13 protein-coding genes are annotated in these 17376 nt (G+C 61.9%); 5 read left to right on the top strand and 8 right to left on the bottom strand.

What is annotated here, in order from left to right:
• Positions 1-101: 101 nt before the first annotated feature.
• Together fucO and ACTQV3_RS00645 are read right to left on the bottom strand one after the other, a co-directional pair.
• Positions 102-1268 carry a lactaldehyde reductase gene (gene fucO, locus ACTQV3_RS00650; RefSeq protein ID WP_154515935.1) on the bottom strand — a complete coding sequence of 389 codons (1167 nt, stop codon included), beginning with the start codon at positions 1266-1268 and terminating at the stop codon, positions 102-104.
• Positions 1269-1497: 229 nt separating this feature from the next.
• Complete coding sequence (locus ACTQV3_RS00645) at positions 1498-2214, bottom strand: YoaK family protein (protein ID WP_154515938.1); 717 nt, start codon at positions 2212-2214, stop codon at positions 1498-1500.
• A 250-nt stretch (positions 2215-2464) separates the two neighbouring features.
• Here ACTQV3_RS00645 and ACTQV3_RS00640 point away from each other — a divergent pair, with 250 nt between their 5' ends.
• A complete protein-coding gene (locus ACTQV3_RS00640; RefSeq protein WP_441067519.1) occupies positions 2465-4609 on the top strand; it encodes a YgiQ family radical SAM protein in 2145 nt (714 codons plus the stop codon).
• Here the strand turns inward: ACTQV3_RS00640 and ACTQV3_RS00635 are convergent.
• From ACTQV3_RS00635 to ACTQV3_RS00625, 3 genes are all read right to left on the bottom strand, one after another.
• Positions 4606-5517, bottom strand: a complete 912-nt coding sequence (locus ACTQV3_RS00635; RefSeq protein ID WP_441067521.1) for a lysostaphin resistance A-like protein — start codon at positions 5515-5517, stop codon at positions 4606-4608. The two genes, ACTQV3_RS00640 and ACTQV3_RS00635, sit on opposite strands and share 4 nt — an antisense overlap.
• A gap of 88 nt (positions 5518-5605) precedes the next feature.
• The gene (locus ACTQV3_RS00630; protein ID WP_055252556.1) at positions 5606-5809 is read right to left on the bottom strand and encodes a type II toxin-antitoxin system RelB/DinJ family antitoxin; all 204 of its coding nucleotides are present in this window, start codon (positions 5807-5809) and stop codon (positions 5606-5608) included.
• Positions 5810-6783: 974 nt separating this feature from the next.
• On the bottom strand, positions 6784-8988 hold the full coding sequence (locus ACTQV3_RS00625; protein WP_441067523.1) for a DEAD/DEAH box helicase: 2205 nt from the start codon (positions 8986-8988) through the stop codon (positions 6784-6786).
• A 638-nt stretch (positions 8989-9626) separates the two neighbouring features.
• On the opposite strand from ACTQV3_RS00625, the gene ACTQV3_RS00620 reads away from it, so the two are divergent.
• The 4 genes from ACTQV3_RS00620 to ACTQV3_RS00605 all read left to right on the top strand — a co-directional run bounded on the left by ACTQV3_RS00620 (position 9627) and on the right by ACTQV3_RS00605 (position 13279).
• Complete coding sequence (locus ACTQV3_RS00620; RefSeq protein ID WP_441067525.1) at positions 9627-11969, top strand: heavy metal translocating P-type ATPase; 2343 nt, start codon at positions 9627-9629, stop codon at positions 11967-11969.
• A 147-nt stretch (positions 11970-12116) separates the two neighbouring features.
• Complete coding sequence (locus ACTQV3_RS00615; protein ID WP_441067527.1) at positions 12117-12338, top strand: heavy-metal-associated domain-containing protein; 222 nt, start codon at positions 12117-12119, stop codon at positions 12336-12338.
• A gap of 48 nt (positions 12339-12386) precedes the next feature.
• The gene (locus ACTQV3_RS00610) at positions 12387-12659 is read left to right on the top strand and encodes a metal-sensing transcriptional repressor (RefSeq protein ID WP_154515956.1); all 273 of its coding nucleotides are present in this window, start codon (positions 12387-12389) and stop codon (positions 12657-12659) included.
• Positions 12660-12805: 146 nt separating this feature from the next.
• The gene (locus ACTQV3_RS00605) at positions 12806-13279 is read left to right on the top strand and encodes a hypothetical protein (protein WP_427717775.1); all 474 of its coding nucleotides are present in this window, start codon (positions 12806-12808) and stop codon (positions 13277-13279) included.
• A 90-nt stretch (positions 13280-13369) separates the two neighbouring features.
• On the opposite strand, the gene ACTQV3_RS00600 is transcribed toward ACTQV3_RS00605, so the two are convergent.
• The 3 genes from ACTQV3_RS00600 to ACTQV3_RS00590 all read right to left on the bottom strand — a co-directional run bounded on the left by ACTQV3_RS00600 (position 13370) and on the right by ACTQV3_RS00590 (position 17368).
• The gene (locus ACTQV3_RS00600) at positions 13370-14740 is read right to left on the bottom strand and encodes an amidohydrolase family protein (RefSeq protein WP_441063529.1); all 1371 of its coding nucleotides are present in this window, start codon (positions 14738-14740) and stop codon (positions 13370-13372) included.
• Between the two features lie 491 nt (positions 14741-15231).
• Positions 15232-16308: a hypothetical protein gene (locus ACTQV3_RS00595; RefSeq protein ID WP_441067530.1), complete on the bottom strand. Its 1077-nt coding sequence runs from the start codon at positions 16306-16308 to the stop codon at positions 15232-15234.
• A gap of 352 nt (positions 16309-16660) precedes the next feature.
• Positions 16661-17368 (bottom strand): hypothetical protein, encoded by a 708-nt coding sequence (locus ACTQV3_RS00590; protein WP_441067532.1) that lies wholly within the window; start codon positions 17366-17368, stop codon positions 16661-16663.
• Positions 17369-17376: the final 8 nt, after the last annotated feature.

The raw sequence follows: 17376 nt of genomic DNA, 5'->3' as shown, positions 1-17376 counted from the left end.
GCAGGACAGAAGGAGGCCCCGCCGCACGTAGTGCGCAGCGGGGCCTCCGACATGTCCGAGGACGATTGTGGGGCTAACGGGCAGGGGCCCGCCGAACCATGTTAGGCAGCCGGGCAGATCTTCTTGAAGAGCTCGATGACGTCGTCGAGCGTCGCCTCGCGCGGGTTGCCCGGGAAGCAGGCATCGGCCATGGCGTCCTTGGCCAGGACCTCGATCTCGTCAGCCTTCATGGCCTCGCAGACGTGCGGGATGTTCACGTCAGCGGAGAGCTGCTTAACGGCGGCGATAGCGGCGTCGGCAGCCTCATCGGTGCTCATGCCCGTGGTGTCAACGCCCATGGCGACGGCGACCTTGGCCAGGCGCTCGGCGCAAACCGGCTTGTTGAACTCCATGGCAATCGGCAGCAGCATGGCGCAAGCGACGCCGTGCGGGGTGTCGTAGTGAGCGGACAGGGTATGAGCCATGGCGTGATCGATGCCCAGACCAACGTTAGAGAAGCCCATGCCGGCGACATACTGACCAAGAGCCATGCCCTCGCGGCCGGAGCCGGGCTGGCCGGACTTGGCCTCGGCAACGGAGTCGCGCAGGTTCTCGCTGATCAGCTTGATGGCCTCAAAGTGGAACATGTCGGAGAGCTCCCAAGCGCCCTTGGTGGTGTAGCCCTCGATGGCGTGGGTCAGAGCGTCCATGCCGGTGGAAGCGGTCAGGCCGGCGGGCATGGAAGCCATCATGTCGGGGTCGACGACGGCGACCTCGGGGGCGTCGTTGGTGTCGACGCACACGAACTTGCGGACCTTCTCGGGGTCGGTGATGACGTAGTTGATGGTCACCTCAGCAGCGGTACCGGCGGTCGTCGGCACGGCGATGGTGAACACGGCGTGGTTCTTAGTGGGAGCAACGCCCTCGAGGCTGCGAACATCGGCGAACTCGGGGTTGTTGATGATGATGCCGATGGCCTTGGCAGTGTCCATAGAGGAGCCGCCACCGACGGTCACGATAGCATCAGCCTCGGCGGCCTTGAAGGCCTCGACGCCGTCCTTGACGTTCTGGATAGTGGGGTTGGGCTTGATCTCGGAGTAGAGGCTCCAAGCGATGCCGGCGGCATCGAGCTCGTCGGTCACCTTAGCGGTAACGCCAAACTTGACCAGATCGGGATCGGAGCAGACGAAAATCTTCTTGTAGCCGCGACGCTGGAGCTCGCCGGGGATCTCCTTGATGGCGCCGGAACCATGATAAGAGATGGTGTTGAGAACGAAACGATTAGCCATTGATAGCCTCCCATCGTGTGCGGGGCACCCATTACGCCCCACGCTATGGCTCCCATCCTAACGCTTTTGAAGCGAAAAACGCGTGAGAACGTCAGATTATTTAAAGCGTTTCAACAACTGGTATCGTCACTGCCTGACCACTAAACAAAAAAGGGGCGGCCGAGATGACCGCCCCCTCCCCATTATTGATCAGTGTGGCAAGGGGTCAGCCCCTTGCCACACCCTGCCGCTATTTTTGGCAGGCCTCTTTCCAATCTTCGCAGGCGCGCTTCCAGCGAAAACGCAGGTCGCGCTCGCGGTCGATAAACATGATGGCAAACGCCACGAACAGCAGCACGCTCGCCACCGCAATAGCGTGCAGCCCCATGCGCTCAATACACCAGTTTCCCAGCACAGCGCCAAACACAAAGGTAAAGATCACGCCAAAGTACAGCAGGCCGTTTTCCAAAAAGCCGCGCTTGTGGGTGATGATGTAGTCGTCCACGTTTTGCAGCGCATTGCGCAGGTTACCGATGCACATGGTCGTGGCAATGCCGTGACCGTGGATCTTGCGAAAGCTCTCGACCTGCATACCGCAGGCAAACGAGATGAGGCAGTTGGCGAGCAAGTTGTAGCCGCCACCGGGGATAAAGCTCACGCCCAGCAAGATGACGGCTTCAAAGAACACCGTCACCTGGCGCCAGTGAATCACGCTGCCAAACCGTTCGTGTACCAGGTCGGCAAGCATAATGCCCACGGCAAACGACACCACAGGGAAGAAATAGCGCCCCGCGAGCGCCCAATTGCCCTCCGAGATGCTCACGCCCACCAGCAAGATGTTGCCCGTCTGCGCGTTGGCGAAAACATGGTCGCGCCCAATGTACGAATAAACGTCCATAAAGCCACCGGCGAGCGCCAAGATGATGCCCAGCTCAATAGACTCCGATATCTGTTTGGCACGCTGCATCGTCGTGCGCCCTCCTTGTTGACGACCCTCTCGTGCGTTGGCGGAAACATAGCCGCCGTTCATACTGTAACCCATTGACAACATGGCGCGCCCTCGAGACGGACTCCCCAACGCGCAGATACACCGTCTGGAAACAAACGGCGGGCGCGGCATCGACACCCGACACCTCGTGTACTCCACCAGTCTTTTTAGCCCCGTCCCAAAAAGACTGGTTACAATTACGTGTAGCATACAAACACCGGGAGGAATCGTGGCAAAAAAGCCCCAGGACGCTCAGCACAACCAGCACGGCAAGCATGCCCAGCGCGGCCAGCAGCAAAAGCGTGGAAGCAAAGCCCAGGGCTCGCGCCCCGCGCATGCCCCGGCAGCGCCTGTCCGCCCCTGGCGCCCGGGCCGCGATAAGTTCCTCCCCGTCAGCTGCGCCGACATGGATGCGCGCGGCTGGGACCAGTGCGACTTTGTCTACATCTGCGGCGACGCTTACGTGGACCATCCCAGCTTTGGCATGGCCATCATCAGCCGCGTCCTCGACGCGCACGGCTACAAGGTGGGCATCATCTGCCAACCCGACTGGACCGACCCCGCCAGCATCACCGTGCTCGGCGAGCCGCGCCTGGGCTTTCTCGTCAGCGCCGGCAACATGGACTCCATGGTCAACCACTATTCGGTGACCAAGCACCGCCGCCACACCGACGCCTATACCCCCGGTGGCGAGGAGGGACACCGCCCCAACCGTGCCGTCACGGTCTACGGCAACCTCATCCGCCAGACATTCAAGGACGCCCCCATCATCATCGGCGGCATCGAGGCAAGCCTGCGTCGCTTGGCCCACTACGACTACTGGCAGGACAAGCTCAAGCGCTCGGTACTGCTCGACTCGGGCGCCGACATCCTCATCTACGGCATGGGCGAGCACGCGATTGTCGAGATCGCCGACGCGCTCGACGCGGGACTGCCCGTCGATCAGATTACCTATATCAACGGCACCGTCTACCGCACGGGTTCGCTCGACGAGGTCTACGACTATGACCTGCTGCCCAGTTGGGACGACCTTACCGCCGACAAGCTCAACTACGCGCGCAGCTTTAACGTGCAGCAGCAGAATATGGACCCCATCACCGGACATCGCCTGGTAGAGCCCTACCCCAACAGCGTCTATGTGGTGCAGAACCCGCCGTCGGCGACGCTCACCACCGACGAGATGGACGAGGTGGCCGAGCTCCCCTACGCACGCGATTGGCATCCCGATTACGACGCGGCGGGCGGCGTGCCGGCCTTTGCCGAGATCAAGTTTTCCATTAGCTCCAACCGCGGCTGTTTTGGCGAGTGCTCGTTTTGCGCGCTCACCTTCCACCAGGGTCGCGTGTTGCAGATGCGCAGCCACGACTCGATCATGCGCGAGGCCGAGCTGCTCACGCGCGATCCCGAGTTTAAGGGCTATATCAACGACGTGGGCGGGCCGACGGCCAACTTTAGCCGTCCCGCCTGCGACAAGCAGCTCAAGCACGGCGTATGCAAGAACAAGCGATGCCTGTGGCCGAGCGTGTGCAAGAACATGGTGGTCGACGAGAGCGGCTACACCCAGCTGCTGCGCGACCTGCGCCAGCTGCCGGGCGTCAAGAAGGTCTTTGTCCGCAGCGGCATCCGCTTCGACTACACCATGGCCGATGCCTCGGACGAGTTTTTGCGCGAGCTGCTGGAGCACCACGTCTCGGGCCAGCTACGCGTAGCACCCGAGCACGTGAGCGACGCGGTGCTTTCCGTGATGGGCAAACCGAGCCGAGCCGTCTACGACGCATTCTGCCGTAAATTTGAACGCTTGAACCGCGAGTACGGACTCAAGCAGTACGTGGTGCCGTATCTGATCTCGAGCCACCCCGGATCGACGATGAAGGAAGCCGTGGACCTTGCCGAAGCCGTGCGAGACATGGGCTACATGCCCGAGCAGGTGCAGGACTTCTACCCCACGCCGTCCACCATGTCGACGTGCATGTACTACACCGGCGTGGATCCGCGCACCATGGAGCCGATCTATGTGGCGCGCGACCCGCACGAGAAGGCCATGCAACGCGCACTCATCCAGTATCGCAAGCCCGAGAACTACAAGCTCGTGCGCGAGGCGCTAGAGAAAGCCGGCCGTCGCGACCTGATCGGCTACACCAAGCATTGCCTGATCCGTCCCGTGCCGCCGCGCCCGGGCGAGACATCTGCCGGCGGCGGACATGGCACCAGTAAGAAGAGCGGCAAGGGCCACGGTGGCGCTGGCGGCGCTGGAGCCAAGGGACCCAAGGGCAGCAGAGGGCACAGCGGCATGTCGCGCGCGCAGAACACCGCCGGGCGCAACCGTGCGGCTCAGGGGCGTCAGGGTGCCAACGGAGGCGGTCGCCGAAACTAAGGCAGCAATGCGCTCGCTGCGTCCATCCCACACGCGTGGCGCAACGAGCGCATTGCCTCAACGAGGATGACGCCGGCGATAGCGACCGTAATTGCCACGTCGAGCGGCGTGTTCACAAACCAGAGCAGGCCCATGAGATACGACCCGGCATTAAAGGCAAAGTGCAGCAGGATCGTGTAGCGGAGCTTTCCGGTCGTCACGAGCACCCAACCAAAGATGAGGGCGGCGGCACCCGCGTAGCAACCCTGCACCCAATTCATGTGCATAAAACCAAAGATTGCCGCCTGCAGCACAATCGCCGCGGCGACACCCCACGTGCTTGGGGCCGCCCAGGGCACTATGGCGCCGTCTTGCGCACTCGCACGACGCCGACGCTTCCAGAGCGGACGGCACTGGGGATTAAACGCACGCAGCGAAAACTCAAAGATAACACCGCGCACCAGGAGCTCTTCGCAAAACGGCGCGCCGAGCACCGTGGTCAGGACGGCAAGAGGACTGGTATCGCCCATGCCCGTTTCCTCGACAAGCTCGCTGTAGTCGGCCGCGGCATCGGGCAACAGCGACAGCACGGCGTCGGTCACGTAGCTAACGACCACCTGCAGGGCAAGACCGATCACGATAACGCAGGCGATGCGTTTCCACGCCCCACGCGCTCCCCCGCTGAGCGGATGCTCGCTTTGCGAGCGCGCCATAAACGAGCGCGGCCACAGATAACGCCACCACAGCAGCGCCATCAAAAACGACGCCGTCTGAGCGGCGGCTTGGAACCATTGAATATCGAGATTGTCAATCGGATAGCCCGTCAGCACCGACACGGCATCGAGAACAGAAAACAGAACCACGCTCAGGGCAATATCGGCAGCGACAACGCCAAAACAGGCGAGCGCCCACGCTATCGCATTGAGCATGCCAGCCTCCTCAAAACCCGGTACTTGGGGACGTTCCTTAACTGCCGGCAGAAAATGAACGTCCCCAAGTACCGGCAGTTTGGGACAGTCATTGTTGATGAGAATCGGGTGCAGCGCCAAAGGCCCCGTTGGGCGAGATATCGAACGGGAAGGTGCCGCAGCGATTGAACGCGGCGATAAACATGCGGATGGCGTTGGACGGCGTGGTGCCCACGAGCTGGGTTGCCGCCGCGAAGGCCGCCTTTTCCTCGGGCAAGACCTTCGCGACAACCGGGGTCATGTGTTCTGCCATGGCGCTTCCTTTTTGAAACGACGGTAGTGCGGATAGATGCGGGCCACGCGGCTGGGCGACGGGCTGTGAAGGCAACCCGATTGGCCCGCATCTGGAGTTTGTTTCTGCGGCGTTGGTATTACTTGGTATCCCTAAGTTATACCCAGTAGATAGAATACCACACCCGATCCCATGGGGACGGAGAAAAGACGGATGATTTTGTTGCTGGGTTAGTATTTAGAGCGTGATGATGTCCGAGATATCGAGGGCCTAAGCGTCGGCGTATGGCGCGCCCAGGCTGGGTATCCGGCGCATGGCGCCCTATTGTCTTGCATAATTTCGCTTGCGTCATGCATAAAAAGACGGGGGCACCCCTTCTCGTCCCAACGTACCCCCGCTTGTACCGTGCAAAAACCGGAGTTTTCAGCATCGCGGCCCCCGCAGGCGGTGCCGCGAATCGTGGACGCCGCGCGATTGGCGTCGTTTTGGGGCACGGCGCGACGCGAAACGCGCGTTATCGCCGCGCCGGACGCCGTCAGCCAACCCAAATCGCCTGCCGAAGGATCCCGCTGGCTCAAAAAGACGATTCCGGCGCGTATGCAGCCACCCCGGCTTGCTGAAAACTCCCAAAAATGCACGGCGCGCCCTAGGGGACCCGTGCGTGCCGTGAAAAAACACGCCCGCATCCAAAAGAATGCGAGCGCGAAAGCCGGATGGCGGCAAGGGCGCCAGGCAGCGGGCGAAATCCCCGGCGTGTCCGCCCGGGCACCGCAGCCGCCGCGCGTCAGCAGAAAACCTCATGCCCTGCGTTGATGTCGGCCCCCGCATACGCGAATCTCCAACTAGGTCGATAGCCCGTATCTCTTGCCGCGACCGTCTCCGCGCGTTTCCACGAAGAAGACTGGCCCCAACTAATACTGAGCTCAGTAAAAGGGCCTCGAGCATAGTCTGCTCGAGGCCCAAACTCGTGTCGCCTTACCGCGCGACGCGTATAGTTACTTGCGCCTGCCGCCGCCGTCACCGGGGCGACGGGAGCTGCCGCCGCGCTTGCCGCCACGGCTGTTGCCATAGCTGCCACGGTTATCGCGACCGCCGGCACGGCCACCACGGGAGCCGGCCTGGTTGCCGCCACGTCCGCCGCGATAGCCGCCGCGGCGCTCTTCGCGGGTATCGTCGTAGTTGCGCCAGTCATCGCGACGATCTCGACTGGCACGCGGATCGCGACGATCGCGCGACTCGCCAGAACGGCCGGCGCCACTGCGGCCGCCATTTCCGCGAGCATCCTCGCGACGCTCACCGCCGCGGCCACCGCGCTCTTCAAAGCGCTTGCCGCCACGGGACTCGCCGCCGCGGCCGCCGCGCTCGCCATCGCGACCGGAACGACGGCGGTCGCCCGCGCCGCGCTTGCCGCCGCGCGAGCCACGGCCCTCTTCCTCGCGCTCAACACGGCGACGACCGCCGCGGTCCTCGTCCTCGCGGCGACGGCGATGTGCCTCGCCCTGGAACTGCTTGGCACGGCGCTCGGCACGGTTGCCGCGCGGGGCCGGCTCGACGGCACCAGCACCGGCACGCTCCTCGGCAGCCACCTCGCGGGCCACGCTCTCCACGGCCTCGTCCACGCGAGCCTGAACGCCCTCGCGCACGCGGGTCTTGCCGCCGCGCTTGGGACGGCTCGGGCGCTCGCTGTCGCCGCGACGCTCATCGCGACCACGGTTGGAACGACCGGCCACATCGCCGTAATCGTCGCCGTTGCGCTTGCCGTCGCGACGCGCCTGCTCAAGCTTCTTCTTGCTCTTGGACTTGCCGCGCTTGGTCTTCTTCTTCACCTTAAAGGCCGCAGGGTCGCGCTCGGGATCAACCGCGGGCGGATTGGGGCCCACGTGCAGGTCGCCGGCCTCGTAGATGTCGGCAGTCTTGTCCATGAGCTTCTCGATCTCGTAGAACTCATCCACGTCCTGCTCGGTCACAAACGTGATGGCCCAGCCCAGCTCGCCGGCGCGGCCCGTACGGCCAATACGGTGGATGTAGTCGGTCGGCTCGGCCGGCACGTCAAAGTTCACGACGTAGCGCACGTCGCTGATGTCGATGCCGCGGGCGAGCACGTCGGTTGCCACCAGCACGTCGACGGTGCCGTCGCGGAAGGCCGAAAGCGCGCGCTCGCGCTGGGCCTGGCTGCGGTTGCCATGAATCGCGGCAGCCTTGATGCCCTTGCGCTCCAGGCGACGGCAGCAGCTGTCGGCACGGTGCTTGGTGCGCATAAAGACGATGGTGCGCTCCGGGCCTTCCTTTTTGAGGAACTCGGGCAGCAGGTTGTTCTTGGCCTCGATGGACACCGGGAACACAAACTGGTCGACGGTGTCGGCGGTCGACGTGGCGGGCGCGATCTCCACGCGGGCCGGGTCGCTCACCAGGTCGGTGATCTCTCCCACGGCCTCCTCGTCGAGGGTCGCCGAGAACAGCAGCGTCTGGCGCTCGGCCGGCGTCTCGCGCACAATACGGCGAACGGCGGGCAAAAAGCCCATGTCGAGCATGCGGTCGGCTTCGTCGAGCACCAGCACCTTGACCTCGTCCAGGTGGCAGGCACCCTGCTCGATCAGATCGACCAGACGGCCCGGCGTTGCGACCAGGATGTCGCAGCCGTACTTGAGGGCAGCGGTCTGCGGCTTGTAGCTCACGCCGCCCACGACGGTCACGGCAACATGGCCGGTGACGTCGGCGATTTTGCTCGCGACCTCGTCGATTTGCTGGGCGAGCTCGCGCGTAGGGGTGATGACGAGCATCACGGGGCCGCGGCCGTTGCCCTCGGGCTTTTTAGCACCGCGACGACGGTTACGGCCGCCGCGCTCGCGCACAGGTTTGGGAGGAGCGATGTGCTCCAGATTGTTCATGGTCGGCAGCAAAAAGGCGGCCGTCTTGCCGGTGCCGGTCTGAGCGGCGGCAAGCAGGTCGCGGCCCTCGAGCACCACGGGGATCGAGCCGGCCTGCACGGGCGTCGGCGCCGTGTAACCCAGGTTCTCGATGGCACGAAGTATCTCGTCCGAAAGACCCAGCTCGTCAAAGGCGGGCAGGTTCTCGGTAGCGGACTCGACGGTCTCGGCGGCGCTGGCCTCGTCGGCCGCATCGAAGGCAGCCTGGGCCATGGCCTCGCGGGTCTCGTCCAGGATCTCGGCGTCGGTGACGTCGGATACAGAATTACGCATATGTTGTTGTTCCTTATCTGCACGCGCAAGGGGCACGGCATGCGGCCGCGCGGGCGTGCTTGGTAGTGCGCTAGTACATACAAAAACGGGTGCGCACAGAGAGGACGTTGCTCAGCACGCTGGCGATCGCTTTGGCAGCCATATCACGCGCCGTCCAGACGCAGCAGCTCTAAGCGATGGAGCAGATTCGCCGCCGGTTAGTATACCCGTACTCCGTATGCCCCCACGTAAACCACAGATGACGGGGCGGGCGGGGCGGGTCTGGGCCAATTGTCTCAATCTGTAACAGTTACGAGGCAAAACCAGGTCTACACGTTACGAATCGAGACAAACCAAAGCCTCGCAAAACAACATCTCGATCTGTAACAGATAGAGGTCATTTTCCCTGCCAGATGTTACAGATCGAGATGTTAAGCAACCTCCGAATTGTTTGTCTCAATCTGTAACAGTAACTCGGCAAAAACGGAACTAGATGTTACAGATTGAGACGAAGGGCGAGGATGGTGCACTAACTTGGCAGTCGACACCCGTATCGGAATGTCATACATTTCAACTTTTGCCATACACCCCCAGGGGGTATGGGTGTATAGTATCGAGAGGTTAACAATTCCAACACCGAACCACAGAAAGGAGAAGCCATGGCTCAAGATAAGTTCGACGTAGGCGGCATGACATGCGCCGCCTGCCAGGCGCACGTGGACCGTGCCGTGAGCAAACTCGACGGCGTCCAAAGCGTCGCGGTCAACCTACTCGCCGGTTCCATGATGGTCGACTACGACCCCGCGCAGGTCTCCCCCGACGATATCTGCACCGCCGTCGACCGCGCGGGCTACTCGGCCTCACCCGTCAGCACGGGCACCGGTGCCGCCGGCTCAAACGGCAGCGCGCAAGCCAGGTCCGGCGCCGCCCATATGGAGTCGCCCACCAAAAAGTTGGAGGCCGCCGCCTCTGCCATGCGCACCCGCCTCATCGTCTCGATCGTCTTCCTCATCCCACTGTTCTACATAGGCATGGGACACATGCTCGGCTGGCCGCTGCCCGGCATCTTCACCGACCATATCCACAGCATGACGCTCGCCCTCACCGAGCTCGTTCTGCTCATCCCCATCGTCTACGTCAACGACGCGTACTTTATCAACGGGTTTAAATCGCTCGCGCACGGCGCACCCACCATGGACGCCCTCATCGCCGTGGGCGCCACCGCTTCCATTGCCTGGTCGCTCTATGCCATGTTCATCATGGCCGACCAGCTGGCCACGGGGCAGGTGCACGAGGCCATGATGACAGGCATGGACAATCTGTATTTTGAGAGCGCGGGCACGATCCTGTCGCTCGTCACCGTGGGCAAATACCTCGAGACGCGCAGTAAGTCCAAAACCGGCGGCGCCATCGAGGCGCTCATCGATCTGGCGCCTAAAACCGCGACCGTCGTTGCCGACGACGGCAGCGAAACCACCGTCGACGTCGATAACATCCTTCCCGGCCAGGTCCTGCGTGTGCACCCCGGCGAGTCAATCCCCGTCGATGGCGTGGTGCTCGAGGGTAGCTCGGCCGTGGACGAGAGTGCGCTCACCGGCGAGTCAATCCCCGTGGAAAAGGCCGCCGGCGACACCGTCAACGCCGCCACCGTCAACCGCACCGGCTCGTTTACCTTCCGCGCCACGCGGGTTGGTGCCGAGACATCACTCGCCAAGATTATCCAGCTCGTCGAGGACGCCAACGCCACCAAGGCGCCCATCGCCCGCATGGCCGACAAGGTCGCCGGCGTGTTCGTGCCCGTGGTGTTCGTGATCTCGGCCGTGACCTTTGCGGTGTGGATGGCACTGACCGGCAGCATAAACGAGGCGCTCACCTCCGCCGTGGCCGTGCTGGTGATCAGTTGTCCCTGCGCGCTCGGCCTAGCCACGCCCGTCGCCATTATGGTAGGCACCGGCAAGGGCGCCGAGATGGGCATTCTGTTTAAGAGCGCCGAGGCGCTGGAGAACCTGCGCGGCGTGGGTACCGTGGTGCTCGATAAGACGGGTACGGTCACCCGCGGCAAACCCGCCGTGACCGATATCGTGGTAGCCACGCGCGCCGATGGCTCGCCCGCCATGAGTGAAAAGGCGTTACTGAAGCTCGCTGCCGCGCTGGAGCGCTCGAGCGAGCATCCGCTGGCCGAGGCGATTATGACCGAGTGCGAGGCGCGCGGAATCGTGGCGCGCATGGTCGAGGACTTTGCCGCCGTGCCTGGACGAGGCGTTACGGCGCGCGAGGGACAAAACGCCATCGCTGCCGGTAACGTTCGCCTGATGAGCGAGCTGGGTATCACCGTGCCCTCAGGACTTGCGGAGCGATTCGCCGCCGAGGGCAAGACACCGTTGTTCTTTGCCAAGAACGGCGAGCTTGTCGGCACCATTGCCGTGGCTGACGAGGTCAAGGAGACGAGCGCCGAGGCCATCGCTGTAATGCGTTCGCTCGGCGTCGACGTGCATATGCTCACCGGCGACAACCGCGTCACTGCCGAAGCAATCGCCCGCCGCGTAGGACTGAGCAGCAAGCAGGTCATTGCCGACGTGCTTCCCGCCGACAAGGAACGCCACGTGCGCGAACTGCAGGATGCGGGCGGCAAGGTCGCCATGGTGGGCGACGGCATCAACGACTCCCCCGCCCTGGCGCGCGCCGACGTGGGCCTTGCTATCGGCACCGGCGCCGACATCGCCAAGGAAGGGGCAGATGTGGTACTCATGCGCAGCGACCTCATGGACGTCGCCCGCGCTATCGAGCTTTCGCGCGCCACGATTCGCAACATCAAGCAAGACCTGTTCTGGGCGCTGTTCTACAACGGCATCGGCATTCCGCTCGCTGCGGGCGCGTTCTTCCCCCTCACCGGCTGGCAGCTCTCGCCGATGTTTGGCGCCGCAGCCATGAGCCTGTCGAGCGTGTGCGTCGTGTCCAATGCTCTGCGCCTGAAATCCTTTAAGCCTAAAGTGGCAAAATAGGCTCACCATTACGTCCATTTAGCACGGGTTTTCCAGGTGCCCGAGATTGACCTGAAAGAGGAGCGACGCGTACTTTGGTACGCGAGCGACGGCTTGAAGGTCAAGGTCGGGTGCCTGGGAAAGCCGACATAACAGAGAGGAATACCCATGCGTTACACAATTAAGACTTCCGGCCTTATGTGTGGCCACTGCGACGCTACTGTCGAGACGGCACTGCTCAACGTGGCCGGCGTGACCGACGCCGATGCCGATCACGAGACTCAGACGGTACAGGTGGAGTGCGCCGACACCGTGGCCGCTGAGCAGCTCGCTGCCGCCGTCGAGGGCGCCGGCGAGAAGTTCCACGCCCTGTCCGTGACCGCAGCCTAGCAGCTACCAGAAGCATTCGACCCCATCGACCAGAAACGAGGACCCGCCATGATGGCAGACCACAAATCGGTGAACCGTATGCTCAAGACGGCGCGCGGCCAGATCGACGGCATCCTGCGGATGGTCGAGGAGGACCGCTACTGCGTCGATATTTCCACGCAGCTCATGGCCACACAGGCACTCCTCGCGCGCATTAACGCCGACGTGCTCAAGGCGCATATCGAGGGCTGCGTGACTTCGGCAATCGAATCGGGCGACGAAGACCTCAAAGCCGCGAAGCTCGCCGAGATCGAACGCGTCGTCGACAAGCTCTCTAAGTAATCGGCGCATTGGGGACAAACCACTTTGCACCGTCTTGATGTTCCGAGGACAGGTATGTTTGCACCGCATTGGTGCAGATTAACCTGTCCCCCTTGCTCTAAATCGGGTATAAAGGCGTGCGGCATATCGAATGAAAGGCAATTTGCATGAATGACTTTATGAAGGGCCGCAATGGCGCCGACGAGCTCACCATCGTGATGGGTTTTGCGGGCATCGTCATCGCGATGATCGGATCGATGGCCCGCGTCCAGTGGCTCAGTTGGATCGCCATCGCCGTCATCGTGATCGGCGTACTGCGCGGCCTGTCCAAAAACATCGACGCACGTCGCAAGGAGAACGAGGCCTTTGTCGCCGGCTCGGCTAAGGTCCCCGGCTTGGGCAAGTTTGTCGCCAGCTTGGGTGGCGGCGCTGCAGCGGCCAGCACCTCACGCGCGGCCGGCACCAGTAAGGAAGACTTTGAGCGTGCCAAGCGCACGGCCAAGAAGATGTGGAAGGGTCGCAAGACCACGGCATACCTCAAGTGCCCCAACTGCGGCCAGATGCTCTCCGTTCCCAAGGGCAAAGGCAAGATCCGCGTCACCTGCCCCAAGTGCCACGCCAAGATGGAGACGCGCTCGTAGCCGCCATACCGCAGGACAAAATAAAAGCCGAGGCCTCGCACTGGGACCTCGGCTTTTTTGAATGCGACAAAGGGCCCGCCCCCGTCACACCTACGCCACGCCGTCGCGGGCAAGCTCCTCGGCAAGCGCCTCGGCTGGCATGGCCATAATCGTGTCGAGCTCGGCGTCCACCTCGGGAATACGCCTCACCTTGAGTTTGCGCACCAGATCGCCACGACACATCACGTGCATCGGCTCGCGCAGAGCGCACAGGTCATCGAGCGGGTTCTCGCGCGTCACCAGGATATCGGCAGCCTTGCCGCACTCGATCGCACCGGTCTCGCCGCCCAGCCCCAGCAGCTCAGCATTGACCTGCGTAGCCGTATGCAGCGCAAACGCATTGCTCACGCCCACGTACTTGGCAAAATAGGCCACCTCGCGCCACATGTCGTACTGGGTCACGAACGGGCAGCTCGAATCCGTACCCAAACCTACCTTGATACCGGCTTCCAGCGCCGCACGAGCGCTCTCGATAATGCCCGAGCACACGATATCGCCGTTCTTCTTTTGCGTGTCAGTCGAATGAGTCTTCTCCGGATCGAGCAGCACAAACGGCAGTGCGGGGCTGATCGTGCAGGTCACACTCGGCGCACGCCCCTCGAGCTGAGTTCCCGCGGCGCCGCGGTACAGCTCCAGGATCTCGGGCGTCAACGGAGCGCCGTGCTCGATCGTATCGACGCCGGCCTCGAGCGCGGCCTTCACGCCCTCGATGCTCTCGACATGAGCCATAACCGGAAGGCCCATATCGTGCGCTGCCTTGCACGCCGCCGCGGCAACCTCCACCGGCATACGCAGCACGCCCGGCTCGCCCACCTCGGTCGCATCGAACACACCGCCCGTTACGAACAGTTTAATGACGTCGGCACCGCGCGCATACAGGTCGCGCACCTGTTCGGCCGCCTCGGAGGGACTGTTGGCCACCTGGGCGAACAAGCCCGCGCCGTGGCCACCCGGCACCGTGACGCCCGTTCCCGGCGCCACCAAACGCGGACCCTGATACTTGCCGGCGTCGATAGCATCGCGCACAGCCAGATCGGCAAACAGCGGGTCGCCCGCGCCGCGCACCGTGGTCACGCCGCTTGCCAGTTGTTGTTGGGCGCTGCCCTTAAGAATATGGCGCACGATAGCGCGCCCCACGGGATTATCGAGCTTCTTCATCAGCGTGCCCGCATCGCCCGCCGAAACCGGCTTGCCCGAGCCGCACAGATGCACATGCATATTGATGAGGCCCGGCATGAGATACGCCCCGGCCAGGTCGAGGACCTCGGCACCTGCAGGCGCCTGCGCCACAGCACTCGGCCCCATCCACGTGATGACACCGCGCTCAACGGCCACGGCCATGTCGGGCTGCGGCTCCATATGCTCCGAACCATCCAGGACGGTCGCATTGATAAACAACGTGGAACGATCGGCAGACGCCATATCGAGCTCCTCCCTCACGATTAACTTGAACATTTGTCCATTATCACCTAATGCAGCAAACTAAAGTCGAACATATCGGTTAGCGGAGGGACGAGAGAGATGTGAGGGCAAACGGAGACAGCACGGCAATGCTCCAGCCGTTCCAGCAAAACGTCTTGATTTGTAACAGGTAGACCAGGTTTTAGCAGTCAGATGTTACAGATCGAGATCTTTCGGCACCGCGTCCAGCCTTTGTCTCAATCTGTAACAGTTGGGTCGAATTTTGGCCGTTAGATGTTACAGATCGAGATATTCTCCAGCCCTGTCGTCAAACATCTAAATCTGTAACATGTAGACGGGTTTTCGGCCTCTAGATGTTACAGATTTAGATCTTTTAGCGGCAGCCAACCTTCTGTCTCGATCTGTAACAGTTACGAGGCCAAACGGCCCCTTGTTGTTACAGATCGAGACAAACTCGACAGGAACAACCACATCCGCGTTAGTCGTATCCCTCAGCGCCCATACCACTGACGCTTCCATCCCTCAGCCAAATCGGCCCGCTGCGAAATACCCGCCAGCCTCATCTTTTCAGCCAGCTTCCCCGGGTTCTTGAGCTCATCAAACGTGAACCTCAGCACCTTGTGCCCGAGCATTGTCAGATGAGATTCCCGCTGACGCTCTGCTACGAACGGATCGACCGACTCCCGATCCCCACCGTTCTGTAAGGTATACTTCCCCTTTCCATCGAGCTCGCCAATCACGCACGTCCCGTCCTCGAGCCTCCAGAAATAATCGACCCGAAACACCTGGCTCGAATCGAGCGGATCGCGAAACTCCACCTGCAACTCTGGCACCGGAAAACCGTATGCAATAAAGAACGCTCGGAACCGAGACTCGCCACCGTTTTCGGACAGCCCGTCCGCATGCGACGCAATCACCTGAGCTCTGCGATACCCGCGTCTGCCCTCGCAATCGGCCTGGAGCCGTTCGCAGAGGTCGTCGCGCGATATGCCCTTCGCCCGCAGCGCAGAATCGGCAATCGCCAGACCATATGAAAACGGCGCACGCAGCAGACAATCCTCCACCGTGCGCCAAAACGGCGTCACTCGCACGCCGTCGACGCGCTCAAGCGCACCCGCCGCCTGCGGACGCAGCAGCCTATATCCCGTACTCAACGCCACCGAACAACCCGTCTTGACCAAGTAACGCGGCCCGAGCAGATCATTAGGCACCTCCAGACCCCATATCAGCGCAGCGTCATATCCCCAAAACGCCCAATCGGGATGAAACTCCGCAAGCCCCTTGATGGTCCGCCGAGCCCGCTCCGGCGGCGTCAACGCATCCCATTCATGCTGAAAACAGAATAAGTGCGATTCGGGCTCCGCAATATCGTCTGTGCCCACATGGCGCCGCAGCCACATGAGCTCGGCATTGTCGTGCGTCGCAAGCAGCACGCCTTGTTCAGCCGTCTCCGTGAGCCTGGCAAGCATCCTATTCCGCGCCAAGGTGCTACGTGCTGCATGTTTGTGTTTGAAAACGGTATTAGACACTTCCATCACCACCACGTCAGACAAATGGACCATCGTCACCGTTGCCTCCGCTGACAAATGTCTTGATCTGTAACAGGAAGACAGTCTTTGAGCCTCTAGTTGTTACAGATTTAGATTGTTCGGCACCGCGTCCAGCCTTTGTCTCGATCTGTAACAGTTGGATCGAGTTTTGGCCTGTAGATGTTACAGATTGAGACATTTCCCCAGCTAGGTGCCAAACGTCTCGATCTGTAACAGTTGGATCGAGTTTTGGCCTGCAGATGTTACAGATCAAGACATCCCCCCTGCCAGGTGCCAAACGTCTCAATCTGTAACAGTTAGACGTTCTCCAGACCCCTAAACGTTACAGATTTAGACAAATAGACGGGCGGCGGTGGCAGATGCCCATCCCCTACTCCCATTCCTGTTTGTAGATGTTGAGTGACTTTACGTAGCGCCCCTGGGCACCCATGATGTCGCGAACCAGCCGTAAGAAGAAGCTGATACACGAGGTATCGAAGCCATCTTCTAGGTCCTCAGGATGCACGGCGCCAGGCCCGTCGACCGCCGTATCGCTCAGGCGCGCAATGTCGTAGAGGTAGAGCTGCCCCGCCGTCAGCCAGACATCGTCGACGCACGCGAGGCGCACCGCAATCGCGCCATCGCGCCAGTGTTCCTTTTGCACGATATGCGGATCGTAGACGTCAAAGCGACGGTCGGTACGCGTGTCACGCAGCGCGACCATACCGGTCGCGGGATCCTTATCCAAAATGCCAAAGCGAGAGAAATAGTGCGTGTCGCGCACCTGCTCGAGCCGCTTGAGCGAGACGGGCGAAAGCGACGCCGGCGGCTCGTCAACATACAGCTCAAGCAGCGTCTTGCCATGGTAATAGGGACGCTCGAACAGCAGCCAATCGGTAAATGCCATGTTATAGGCCATGATTTCATTTTGCGAGGGCTCCTCGCAATAGCTGAGCCATGGATCGACTATCACTTCGAACTGTGTACGCGCCGCCTCCAAAAACTGAAACTTGCGCAGCATCCAAAACTGGGCCATGCCGGCAATATCGTCACCGACGGCCTCGGCCAGACGTCCCCGGTCCAAAACATGATCAGCCATGGCATCCT

The sequence above is a fragment of the Collinsella sp. LCP19S3_A7 genome, assembly GCF_052121995.1.
Lineage (GTDB): Bacteria > Actinomycetota > Coriobacteriia > Coriobacteriales > Coriobacteriaceae > Collinsella.
The sequence above is the reverse complement of the archived record's forward strand: the minus strand, read 5'-3'. Positions and strand labels throughout refer to the sequence as shown.